The sequence below is a fragment of the Serratia sp. (in: enterobacteria) genome (assembly GCF_051654945.1).
Lineage (GTDB): Bacteria > Pseudomonadota > Gammaproteobacteria > Enterobacterales > Enterobacteriaceae > Chania.
Map to the genome: position 1 here is coordinate 56,347 of NZ_JBOFZA010000078.1, position 11,802 is coordinate 68,148.

At 53.4% G+C, this 11,802-nt stretch carries 9 protein-coding genes; 6 read left to right on the plus strand and 3 right to left on the minus strand.

The features are described 5' to 3' along the window. Positions 1 to 108 precede the first annotated feature (108 nt). Positions 109 to 1,629 (plus strand): nitric oxide reductase transcriptional regulator NorR, encoded by a 1,521-nt coding sequence (gene norR, locus ACRDCA_RS16270; protein ID WP_438690469.1) that lies wholly within the window; start codon positions 109 to 111, stop codon positions 1,627 to 1,629. 31 nt (positions 1,630 to 1,660) lie between these two features. On the opposite strand, the gene ACRDCA_RS16275 is transcribed toward norR, so the two are convergent. Continuing rightward, the gene (locus tag ACRDCA_RS16275; protein WP_438690470.1) at positions 1,661 to 2,263 is read right to left on the minus strand and encodes an NAD(P)H-dependent oxidoreductase; all 603 of its coding nucleotides are present in this window, start codon (positions 2,261 to 2,263) and stop codon (positions 1,661 to 1,663) included. A gap of 115 nt (positions 2,264 to 2,378) precedes the next feature. Between ACRDCA_RS16275 and ACRDCA_RS16280 the strand changes: the two genes are divergently transcribed. Together ACRDCA_RS16280 and ACRDCA_RS16285 are read left to right on the plus strand one after the other, a co-directional pair. Further along, positions 2,379 to 2,996 (plus strand): TetR/AcrR family transcriptional regulator, encoded by a 618-nt coding sequence (locus ACRDCA_RS16280; protein WP_438690471.1) that lies wholly within the window; start codon positions 2,379 to 2,381, stop codon positions 2,994 to 2,996. Between the two features lie 35 nt (positions 2,997 to 3,031). Beyond that, a complete protein-coding gene (locus tag ACRDCA_RS16285) occupies positions 3,032 to 3,556 on the plus strand; it encodes a metal-dependent hydrolase (RefSeq protein WP_438690472.1) in 525 nt (174 codons plus the stop codon). Between the two features lie 36 nt (positions 3,557 to 3,592). Here the strand turns inward: ACRDCA_RS16285 and ACRDCA_RS16290 are convergent, their stop codons facing one another. Next, entirely contained in the window at positions 3,593 to 4,861 is a 1,269-nt protein-coding gene (locus ACRDCA_RS16290; RefSeq protein ID WP_438690473.1) for a hypothetical protein, read from the minus strand. Positions 4,862 to 4,968: 107 nt separating this feature from the next. Further along, complete coding sequence (gene gltP / locus ACRDCA_RS16295) at positions 4,969 to 6,273, minus strand: glutamate/aspartate:proton symporter GltP (protein WP_438690474.1); 1,305 nt, start codon at positions 6,271 to 6,273, stop codon at positions 4,969 to 4,971. Between the two features lie 900 nt (positions 6,274 to 7,173). On the opposite strand from gltP, the gene acs reads away from it, so the two are divergent. The 3 genes from acs to actP all read left to right on the plus strand — a co-directional run bounded on the left by acs (position 7,174) and on the right by actP (position 11,275). Beyond that, positions 7,174 to 9,132, plus strand: a complete 1,959-nt coding sequence (gene acs, locus ACRDCA_RS16300; RefSeq protein WP_438690475.1) for an acetate--CoA ligase — start codon at positions 7,174 to 7,176, stop codon at positions 9,130 to 9,132. A gap of 182 nt (positions 9,133 to 9,314) precedes the next feature. Then, positions 9,315 to 9,626, plus strand: a complete 312-nt coding sequence (locus ACRDCA_RS16305; protein WP_025123813.1) for a DUF485 domain-containing protein — start codon at positions 9,315 to 9,317, stop codon at positions 9,624 to 9,626. After that, positions 9,623 to 11,275, plus strand: a complete 1,653-nt coding sequence (actP, locus tag ACRDCA_RS16310) for a cation/acetate symporter ActP (RefSeq protein WP_438690476.1) — start codon at positions 9,623 to 9,625, stop codon at positions 11,273 to 11,275. The genes ACRDCA_RS16305 and actP overlap by 4 nt, the downstream gene beginning before the upstream one ends. Positions 11,276 to 11,802 lie beyond the last annotated feature (527 nt).

Genomic DNA, 11,802 nt, shown 5'->3' on the forward strand with positions numbered 1-11,802 from the left:
CGTGCCAGTTATTATCTGATTGTTTTAAAACTACTTTTAAAATGTTGATGTCAAAGTGACAGCGGGATAAGCTTGTCTTTATGACAACTCAGTGTCGGAATGACAATCATGTCTCTCTCTATCCAGTCGCTCGCCACCATCGCGATAGATTTGCAAAACGGCCTCACGCAACGCGATCGCTTCCAGTTTTTGATCAACAGCCTAAGAGAACTTTTACGCTGCGATGCCTCCGCTTTACTGCGCTTTGAGGGGCAACAATTCCGCCCTCTGGCCATCGATGGCCTGGCACCGGATGTCTTGGGCCGCCGTTTCTCCCTTGACGCACATCCGCGGCTGGAAGCCATCGCTCGTGCCGGTAACGTAGTGCGTTTCCCGGCAGACAGCGATTTACCCGATCCTTACGACGGTCTGATCCCCGGCCACGGTCAATTGAAAGTGCATGCTTGCATCGGCTTACCCCTGTTCGCAGGGCAGGATTTAATCGGTGCCCTAACCTTCGATAGCATGGACCCACGGCAGTTCGATCGCTTCAGTGACGAAGAGCTGCGGCTGATTAGCGCTCTGGCCGCTGGCGCACTCAATAACGCCTTACTGGTGGAAATGTTGGAGAAACAGTCGCTATCGCCGTTGGCAGAACACCGCATCAGCAGCGCCAAACAAAGCGATGAGATGATTGGGCTCTCGCCGAGCATGCGGCAGTTGAAACAGGAAATCGGCATCGTAGCCAGCTCCGATCTCAACGTGTTGATTACCGGTGAAACCGGGGTAGGAAAGGAATTGGTGGCGCAAGCCATTCATCGAAAATCATCGCGCGTCGCCAAGCCGATGGTGTATCTCAACTGCGCCGCGCTGCCAGAAAACGTCGCGGAAAGTGAGCTGTTCGGCCACGTCAAAGGCGCGTTTACCGGCGCGATCCAACATCGTATCGGCAAGTTTGAATTGGCCGACGAAGGGACACTGTTCCTCGACGAGATTGGCGAGCTGTCCCTTTCGCTGCAAGCCAAGTTGCTGCGGGTGATCCAATATGGCGACCTGCAACGCGTAGGGGATGACCGGGTGAAACGCGTCAACGTGCGCATTCTGGCCGCCACCAACCGCGATCTTAAACAGGCGGCGGTTGACGGGGTGTTCCGGGTGGATTTGTATCATCGGCTAAGCGTGTTTCCCATCGCCGTGCCACCCTTGCGCGAGCGCGCTGGCGATATTGCACTGCTTGCCGGCTTCTTCTGCGAGCGCTGCCGCATCAAACTTGGCCTGACGCAGTTAACCCTCACCTCGGCAGCATTATCCACGCTGGAACAATATCCGTGGCCAGGCAACGTGCGTGAATTGGAACACACCATTTACCGTGCCGCCATTGTCGCGCGCGCTACGCAAAACCACGCCGAGCTTGAGCTGCTGCCTGCGCATTTCAATTTACAGCTTGATCCCATGGTGGAAGGGAGTCATGAAGAGCCCTACGCAGCGATACCAGAGGCCGATCTCGCCACGATGACTCAACAGTTTCAGCGCGATGTGATCCTGAAAGCGCTGGAGGGATGCGACAGAAATTGGGCGGCTACGGCGCGTAAACTCAGCCTGGACAGTGGCAACCTGCACCGGCTGGCAAAACGGCTGGGGATTAAATAGGCCCACAGAAGCTTGCGGGCCAACCAACCTGTTACTCGGCGTAAGCGGGTTGAAAAACGCTGCGCCCTATATTGCGTGCGGCGTCGAAGCAGGCCTTTGGCTCCCCCAGTTCTGGCATCAGCAACATTTCGTTGGTGACCACCGGAGCACCGCAATAGTCAAAAATACCGTGCGCAATCTGGGCGTTAAATGCGTCGGTATAGCCGTGTCGGTCATAGAGGCTTTTGCCGCCCGCTCCCAACCCAATAATATGTACCGGCAAATGCCCTAATTTTTTAACCACGGCACCCTCGGCGGTCTCTTCATAAGCCCACCCATTGGAAAATACGCGGTCTATCCAGCCCTTCAGCAGGGCAGGCATGCTCCACCAATAGATTGGGAACACTAATACCAGGGCATCTGCCCCATCGATACGTGCCTGTTCTGCCAGAATATCTTCTGGCACAGTGGCTGTTTTCAGGAAACCCGCAATATCAGCACCAGAGTAAGTCGGATCGAAACCCTCCTGGGTAAGATCGGCAATTTCAAACGTATTGGCAGGATCGGCTGCGGTGATCCCTTCGGCAATGGACGCCGCAACGCCATGGGTTAATGATGTGTCGAGAGGATGGGAAACCACGATTAGTGCGTGCATTGGGAGATACTCCTATTGTCAGGGATGGGTATAATACGTAATCTATATACCAACAGTAAGTTACCATCGGTAAGTTACCTTTAGTATATAACTCTGTCAACGGGTAAATAGGGCTATGGTCTCCAAACCACATCCGCGAGTTCGATTATCGAGAGAAGAGCGTTATCAGCAGCTGCTGGCAACCGCCTGGAAAATCATCCGTGAAGAAGGCACCGATGCGCTGACGCTTGGCCACCTGGCTGAACGTTCAGGCGTCACCAAGCCGGTCGTCTATGACCACTTCACCAACCGTTCGGGCCTGCTGGCCGCGCTGTATCAAGAGTATGATTATCGTCAGACCGCACTGATGGATGAGGCGCTGCAAAATACCGAGCCAGAGCTGGCGGCCTTGGCGTCGGTGATTGCCAATTCCTACATTGAATGTGTGCTGCTGCAAGGCCGTGAAATGCCTAGCGTTATGGCCGCACTAGCCGGTACCCCCGAGCTTGAGAAAATCAGGAATGACTACGCCGTGGTGTTCACCGAGAAATGCCGCAAGCTGTTTGCCCCGTTCTGTTGCGATAACCAGCTGCAAGACGCTGCGCTATGGGCGATGCTCGGCTCTGCGGAAGGACTGTCCTACGCCACCAGCTGCGGGGCAATTACGGCAACTCAGGCGAAGGAGGAATTATTCGGCATCATTATTTCGATGGTGCAACGAAGTGGCGATCGGCCGGATAGGGCTATGCCATAATAGCCATACCGTTGCCCTTATCATGGAAGAGAGTTATGCCGACGATCGTTACCCACGCCGCAGTGCCGTTATGCCTTGGTTTAGGGCTGGGCCAGAAAATCATCCCGCCCCGCCTGCTGCTCGCAGGCATCGCACTGGCCATGCTGCCGGATGCCGACGTATTAGCATTTAAATTCGGTGTGGCCTACGGCGATCAGTTCGGCCACCGCGGCTTCACGCATTCACTGCTGTTTGCGTTCCTGATGCCGAGCTTGGCATTGCTGTTCTACCGCTGGTTCAAGGTTAACCCCGTCAAGACCTGGCTATTCCTGTTTGTTTCGCTGCTGTCCCACAGTTTGCTGGATTCGGTGACCACCGGAGGTAAAGGCGTCGGCTGGCTATGGCCGTGGAGTGACGAGCGCTTCTTCGCGCCCTGGCAGGTGATCCGCGTGGCACCGTTCAGACTGGATCAATACCTGACTCCTGCGGGACATGCGGTGATAATGTCAGAATTACTGTGGGTGTGGCTGCCTGGCGTTATCTTGATGACCGTAATGATAGCGCTGCGTAAACGTTGCTGATAGCGAGGGGCGCTGCGCCCCTACACTGACAACCAGTTAGCCGACAAAATCAATTCTGCTCAGCATCAACGTGCCATGTTGCAGGGTAAACCGTACATGCATTCCCCCGTCGCAGACTTCTGATAGCCCAGGGATCAGTAGATTGGCATCCGTACCGATAAACACGTCGAGTGCATCGTCTGCAAATTCACCGGAACCCGTTGAGTCGCAGGTGCCTTCTACCGGCACCTGTTTCTCCCCTTGATAGTAATAATATTGCCCGTCCTCTTCGGCAGGGAAGTATTTCCTGGCCTGCTGCTCCGGCGTCAGTGAGCTTACGCGATAATCAATCAGCCGTTTTTTAGTGAGATCGACGCCCAGCAGCGATAGTTCCTTCAGCCCATCCCTGATTTGCGGTGCATATTGGTCAAACAACGCTGGCGTAATGCTCTGCTGATGTTCATCTTTCGTGCCCGCCAGGAGAGTATCGGCTACGTTCTCTAGCGGGAAAACGATGTGCGCCTTCAGATAGCCCATATCGCCCTTCTTGACCGCCTGTTGGAATAGTTGGAACTGCTTTAGCATCTCAACCTTCACGCCGTCACTGAGCTGCTGAGAGTCCTGAGAAGGAATGAGCTCACTCGCCGCGTCCAGCAGGTTTTGTTCGGTGATCGCCGAGGCAGGTCCGCTGAAATTGCACTTCTCCACGGCTTTGCTCTCAACACTCAGCGCTTGCCATCGGTCATGTTTGGCCAGGATCACGTCGTAGTAGTTCATCCCTTGCCGCTCCGGACTTTCTTCCCCTTCCAGCCGCCCACAGAAATACGCCATCTTGCCGGTCGTACACAGGTGAGACACCACAAATCTAGGCTGGGCCATATTCCCTGGGTAACTACGCCGGACCGCATCCAGCAACGGCTTACGTTCTTCATCATAAAGACCGACGTTTTGGCATCCGCTCGCGGCGGGTTCGTCTAGGATAGTGCTATGGCATTGGGCCTGGGCCGGGGAGTCGACGTAAGAGTCAAAATTGCTAACAGTCGTCCAGAAACCTTCCGCAGATTGCTGCAATTTCCGATCGTAAACCACCGTTTTGCCGTTGATTTTAACGCTGCCACTGCCATCGTTGGTTCTGGCAGTGGCGCAAAAATACGCCTGTGAACCGGATACGCTCAGTTGTTTGACGACAAACTGGATATCGGTGGGATAAGCAATATTGGCCCGCATCTGATCGAGGATGATGCGCCGTAGCGGATCGCTGGCAACCAGCGTCTGCGCTTGAACATAGGGAGATAACAATAGCAGCAGTGCCACGTAGCTTTTCATTGGGCAAGTCTCATCCTGAGTTGGGTTGCCAGTATTGAAGTAAAGTGGGCAGGATTCAATAGAAAAACCCGCCAGAAGCGGGTTTTGAGAAAAGGAAGTGCAGTGGCTTACGTCTGATTGGCAGGAGCAAGAAACTCCTGCTCGTAGGCCAGCGATTTCTTCTTATCGAACTGATGTTCCCATTTGGCAATCACCAATACCGCCAGCGCGTTGCCCACCACGTTCAGCGCCGTACGTGCCATATCGAGGATACGGTCGACACCGGCGATAAACGCCAGGCCTTCCAGCGGAATACCTACGCTGCCCAAGGTCGCCAACAGCACCACAAAGGAAACGCCCGGCACACCGGCAATCCCTTTTGAGGTCACCATCAGCGTCAGCACCAGAATGATCTCTTGCCCCAGTGATAGCTCAATGCCGTACAACTGAGCGATAAAGATGGCAGCGATACTCTGGTACAGCGTAGAACCGTCCAGATTGAAGGAATAACCGGTTGGCACCACGAAGCTGGTGATGGCTTTTGGCGCGCCGTAGGCCTCCATCTTTTCGATAATACGCGGCAAGACGGTTTCCGAACTGGCCGTGGAGTAAGCCAAGATCAGCTCTTCTTTCAGGATACGGATCAAGGTCCAGATACGCAGATTACACAGCCGCGCGACGGCCCCCAGCACCACCAAGGCAAAGAAGGCGATAGCGAAATACACCAGCACCACCAGTTTGGCCAGCGGCAACAGCGAAGCGAAGCCAAAGTTGGCGACCGTCACCGAGATCAGACCAAACACCCCGATTGGCGCGTAACGCATGATCATATGCGTCACTTTGAACATGCTCTCGGCCACCGCTTTGAACACCTTCAGCAACGGCTCTTTGGTTTCTTTCGGCAGGGAAGACAAGCCCAGGCCAAACAGCACCGAGAAGAAGATGATCGGCAGCATGTCGCCTCTGACCATCGAAGCAAACACGTTAGAAGGAATTAACGAAAGGATGGTCGCTACCAGGCTATGTGAGCCACTTTGCACCTGTTCCGTCGTTTTTTCATATTGTGAAATATCGACCGCGGTCAGCGTCGACATGTCGATGCCGTGCCCGGGTTGAAAAACATTAGCCAATGTCACGCCCACGATGATGGCGATGGTGGTGATCACTTCAAAATAGATAATGGTTTTCAATCCAATGCGGCCCAGCTTTTTGGTATCTCCAATACCGGCAATGCCAACAATCAGTGTAGAAATAACAATGGGAACCACGATCATCTTGATCAGGCGAATAAAGATATCACCGGCGGGGCTCAGTATATTACTGACCATCCAATCACGGGATTCCGTTTGATTGTGCAGCACGGCGCCCAAAGCAATACCTAATACCAACGCGATCAGGATTTGCCAGGCAAGGCTGATTTTTACATTTTTCATACCCAAAAGTCCTCAAAGACTCCGTGCCTAAGTGCTTAACAATGCCTAGACGACGGATGGAATACTTAATCATTTATTACGGGCTTATGTATGTGAATCTCTGCGTCCACCTGCCCTTGGTATCACGCAGTATAAATCTGTACCATCTGAGGGCGGCCTTCTGCAAGCCTTGTTTCATCTCGCTTCCTGCCTTTTCACCCGCAAAAAACCAACAAACAAAAAACGATTCGCAACATAATTACTTGTTCTCAAAAACATAATATTAGCTTGAGCAGATCAATGCGCGACAAAATAGGACAATTTTTAGCCTAAATAAAAGTGCGTGATTTGTCAGGGTATTTGCATATTTAGTCTCAATGAGTGTTTCAATATTGTTAATGAAAGGTTTTACAAAAGAAAATAAAAGCATCGTTCAGGCAGTTTTATGAGTCTGCGATTATTCTCAATATAATTCACGAAGCTAATGAGTAACTCGAGTATTATTCATAAAATCTCTTGTTTTGCTTTTCAAGCAACCAGCCTAATAAAGGCGTCAAAACAATAAACCTTCGATAGTTTAAGGCTAACCATTACGGCGAGTATTTATAGCGGTTATTAACACGGGGAGTTCCACACGGAATATAACCTGCCACCAATAAGACTTGGCTTTTCCTTTGCCATCACATTGACGCCAGATGCCGATTGTTTTTTTAGCTATCTAAAAAGTTTTTTAATACAAACACACCGGTAACGGGTTTCTCACCGTCAACCAAACAGGTACACAACACAATTACGACAGTAACTATTACAAATCAACATCTTCGTTGCGTGATCTGTCGCCCAAAAAAGAAACAAACCGTCATGGCAAACTATACTTAACCATCAGTTGACATATCATTAACAATTCTAAGGAGAAAAACCATGAGCCAACTGCATAAACACGCCATTCCGTCTGCAATTGCAGAACGTGCCCTGATCAATCCGGAGCAATATCAGCAGTATTATCAACAATCTGTGCAGGACCCAGCGGCATTCTGGGGCGAGCACGGCAAGATCCTCGATTGGATCAAACCCTATACCTCGGTAAAGAACACCTCTTTCGATCCTGGCCATATCAGCATCCGCTGGTTTGAAGACGGCACGCTTAACCTGGCGGCCAACTGTCTGGATCGCCACCTGGCCGAACGCGGCGACCAAACCGCCATTATCTGGGAAGGCGACGATCCGACCCAATCAGCCAAGGTCACCTATAAACAACTGCATCATGATGTCTGCCAGTTCGCCAACGTGCTGAAAAAGCTCGGGGTGAAGAAAGGCGATGTGGTAGCGATCTATATGCCAATGGTGCCAGAGGCCGCCGTGGCGATGCTGGCCTGTGCCCGCATTGGTGCAGTGCACTCGGTGATCTTTGGCGGTTTTTCTCCAGAAGCCGTTGCGGGCCGTATTATCGACTCCAACTCCAAGCTGGTGATCACCGCCGATGAGGGGCTGCGCGCAGGCCGCGCCGTACCACTGAAAAAGAACGTCGATGATGCGCTGAAAAATCCGGGAGTGAAGAGCGTCAACAACGTTGTGGTCTTCCAACGCACCGGTAAGCCAGGCTACTGGCAAGAAGGCCGCGACCTCTGGTGGCATGAGCTGACCGAAGGCGTTTCTGCGGACTGCCCACCGGAAGAGATGAATGCGGAAGATCCGCTGTTTATCCTTTATACCTCAGGCTCTACCGGCAAACCGAAAGGCGTGGTGCACACCACCGGCGGTTATCTGGTTTACGCCGCACTGACCTTCAAATATGTCTTCGATTACCACGATGGTGATATCTATTGGTGTACCGCCGACGTGGGCTGGGTTACCGGCCACAGCTATCTGCTATACGGTCCATTGGCCTGTGGCGCGATCACCTTGATGTTCGAAGGCGTACCAAACTATCCCGGTGTGAACCGCCTGTCACAGGTGGTTGATAAGCATCAGGTCAATATCCTGTATACCGCACCAACGGCAATCCGCGCCCTGATGGCCGAAGGTGACAAGGCGATCGAAGGCACCAAACGCGATTCGCTGCGCATCATGGGTTCCGTGGGTGAGCCGATCAACCCTGAAGCCTGGGAGTGGTATTACAACAAGATTGGTAACGCGAAATGCCCAATCGTGGATACCTGGTGGCAGACCGAAACCGGTGGTTTCATGATCACCCCGCTACCAGGCGCTACCGAGTTGAAGGCCGGTTCCGCCACCCGTCCATTCTTTGGTGTGCAACCGGCACTGGTCGATAACATGGGTGAACCACAGGAAGGTGCCTGTGAAGGTAACCTGGTGATCACCGACTCCTGGCCGGGTCAGGCCCGTACTCTGTACGGCGACCATGACCGCTTCGAGCAAACCTACTTCTCTACCTTTAAAGGTATGTACTTCAGCGGTGACGGCGCTCGCCGTGACGAAGATGGCTACTACTGGATCACCGGCCGCGTCGATGACGTGCTGAACGTTTCCGGCCACCGCCTGGGCACCGCCGAAATCGAATCCGCATTGGTTTCCCATCCTAAAATTGCCGAGGCTGCCGTGGTGGGCATTCCACATAACATCAAGGGTCAGGCGATCTATGCCTATATCACCCTGAATCATGGGGAAGAGCCAACGCCAGAACTGTATGCCGAAGTACGTAACTGGGTACGTAAAGAAATCGGGCCAATCGCTACGCCTGATGTACTCCATTGGACCGATTCATTACCCAAAACGCGGTCCGGCAAAATTATGCGGCGTATCCTGCGCAAAATTGCCGCCGGTGATACCAGCAACCTGGGGGATACCTCAACGCTGGCCGATCCGGCTGTAGTCGAAAAGCTGTTGGAAGAAAAACAATCTATGAAAGTTCCATCCTAATCTTCGCCGTTTCCGGCCGTTCATCTGCGAACGGCCCTGTATACCTGATAGCTTTCAAATGCAGTAATGCCTATCCCAGACATTTTGGCTGGGATAGGTAAAGGTGGCCCGCAGAGCGCCAATTTGCCTGCTGGAAAGGTATCGCGCGGCGAACTTGTTCAATACCTATTGGAGAAACTCGGATGAATGAAGACATTTATCAAAGGATTGAAGAAAACCCGCGCTTTAAGGAGCTGGTGCAAAAACGCAGCCGTTTTGCCTGGCTCCTGTCACTGATCACGCTGGCGCTGTACGTCGGCTTTATCTTACTGATAGCCTTCGACCCGCAGTGGCTGGGTACCCCACTCGCTGCCGGATTAACCATTACCCGTGGGATCCCGGTCGGTGTCGGATTGATTGTGATTTCTTTCGTGTTAACCGGGATCTATGTTTACCGTGCCAACGGTGAATTCGATCGCCTGAATGCTGAAATCCTGCGCGAGGTTAAACAATGAAGCGCCTACTTTCAGCCTCCGCGCTGCTGGCCCTACCGGGCCTGAGCCATGCCGATGCCCTTACTGGCGCAGTACAGCGCCAACCGCTGAACATCCAGGCGATCGTTATGTTCGTCCTGTTTGTCGGCGCGACGCTTTATATCACCTACTGGGCTTCCAAACGAACCCGCTCTCGTCAGGATTACTACACCGCAGGCGGGCGCATCACCGGGTTTCAAAACGGCCTGGCCATTGCCGGTGACTTTATGTCTGCGGCTTCGTTCCTTGGTATCTCCGCGCTGGTCTACACCTCTGGCTACGACGGGCTGATTTACTCCATCGGCTTCCTGATTGGCTGGCCGATCATTTTGTTCCTGATTGCCGAGCGGCTGCGTAACCTTGGCCGTTATACCTTTGCCGACGTGGCCTCTTACCGCCTGAAACAGAAACCGATCCGTTCCCTGTCGGCCTGTGGTTCGCTGGTAGTGGTCGCATTGTACCTGATTGCCCAGATGGTGGGGGCAGGCAAGCTGATCCAGCTGTTATTCGGCCTCAATTACCACGTAGCCGTCATCTTGGTCGGCATATTGATGGTGCTGTATGTCCTGTTTGGCGGCATGCTGGCCACCACTTGGGTGCAAATCATCAAGGCCGTGCTGCTGTTGGCCGGTGCCAGCTTTATGGCGCTGATGGTGATGAAATCCGTCAACTTTGATTTCAACACGCTATTTGCCGAAGCCGTGAAGGTGCATCCGAAGGGACTGTCCATCATGAGCCCAGGAGGACTGGTTTCCGATCCGATATCCGCGCTATCTCTGGGTCTGGCATTGATGTTCGGCACCGCCGGTTTGCCACATATTCTGATGCGCTTCTTCACCGTAAGCGATGCCAAAGAAGCCCGTAAGAGCGTGTTCTATGCCACCGGTTTTATCGGTTACTTCTATATTCTGACCTTTATTATCGGCTTCGGCGCGATCCTGTTGGTCAGTGCCAACCCGGCCTTCAAGGATGCCAGTGGTGCCTTGCTGGGCGGCAACAACATGGCTGCGGTGCATCTGGCTAACGCGGTGGGCGGTAACTTCTTCCTCGGTTTTATCTCTGCTGTAGCCTTTGCCACTATTCTGGCGGTGGTTGCCGGGCTTACCTTGGCGGGGGCGTCTGCGGTTTCTCACGATCTCTATGCCTGCGTGATCAAAAACGGCAAAGCGACCGAGCGTGACGAGCTGAAAGTCTCCAAAATCACCGTGGTATTGCTTGGTATCGTCGCTATCGCTCTGGGGATACTGTTTGAGAAGCAGAACATTGCCTTTATGGTGGGGCTGGCATTCTCCATTGCGGCCAGCTGTAACTTCCCAATCATCATTCTTTCCATGTACTGGTCACGTCTGACCACGCGGGGAGCGATGATTGGTGGCTGGCTTGGTCTGTCTACCGCGGTGATCCTGATGATCCTCGGGCCAACGATCTGGGTGCAGATCCTCGGCCATGCCAAACCGATTTATCCTTACGAATACCCGGCGCTGTTCTCGATGCTGGTTGCCTTTATCGGTACCTGGTTCTTCTCCGTGACCGATAATTCATTGGTTGGGCAGCAAGAGCGCGTGAAATTCCGTGCCCAGTTTGTACGTTCGCAAACCGGGGTGGGGATTTCTCAGGGAAGTGCGCACTAAGAAGCGGTAACCTGCTGGTTCATCCGGCAGGTTAATTTCTGTTAGAACAGTGATAATCCCCTCACCCTAACCCTCTCCCCCAGGAGAGGGAACCGATCGCGTCCGTTGATAGTCCCTATTCTTTCCGCAGCCACACAGGCTCACCCACGACACCGGACCAGCCCTTCGCCCCCAGGAGAGGGAACCGATCGCATCGTTGATATCCCCCATTCTTTCCGCAGCCGCACAGGCTCACCCACGACACCCGACCAGCCCTTCGCCCCCAGGAGAGGGAACCGATCGCATCCGTTGATAGCCCCCATTCTTTCCGCAGCCACACAGGCTCACCCACGACACCGGACCAGCCCTTCGCCCCCAGGAGAGGGAACCGATCGCATCCGTTGATAGCCCCCATTCTTTCCGCAGCCGCACAGGCTCACCCACGACGCCGGACCAGCCCCCTCTCCCTCCAACAGGGGCTTATGCTGCTCTCGATCCGTCTGTGGGAGAGGGTTGGGGTGAGGGGATATTTCCATTTTCGACCCATA

Coding starts and splice junctions, on each gene's coding strand:
- ACRDCA_RS16290 (WP_438690473.1), bottom strand. CDS start 4,861: ATGAAAAGCTACGTGGCACTGCTGCTATTGTTATCTCCCTATGTTCAA.
- ACRDCA_RS16280 (WP_438690471.1), top strand. CDS start 2,379: ATGGTCTCCAAACCACATCCGCGAGTTCGATTATCGAGAGAAGAGCGT.
- acs (WP_438690475.1), top strand. CDS start 7,174: ATGAGCCAACTGCATAAACACGCCATTCCGTCTGCAATTGCAGAACGT.
- ACRDCA_RS16305 (WP_025123813.1), top strand. CDS start 9,315: ATGAATGAAGACATTTATCAAAGGATTGAAGAAAACCCGCGCTTTAAG.
- gltP (WP_438690474.1), bottom strand. CDS start 6,273: ATGAAAAATGTAAAAATCAGCCTTGCCTGGCAAATCCTGATCGCGTTG.
- actP (WP_438690476.1), top strand. CDS start 9,623: ATGAAGCGCCTACTTTCAGCCTCCGCGCTGCTGGCCCTACCGGGCCTG.
- ACRDCA_RS16285 (WP_438690472.1), top strand. CDS start 3,032: ATGCCGACGATCGTTACCCACGCCGCAGTGCCGTTATGCCTTGGTTTA.
- ACRDCA_RS16275 (WP_438690470.1), bottom strand. CDS start 2,263: ATGCACGCACTAATCGTGGTTTCCCATCCTCTCGACACATCATTAACC.
- norR (WP_438690469.1), top strand. CDS start 109: ATGTCTCTCTCTATCCAGTCGCTCGCCACCATCGCGATAGATTTGCAA.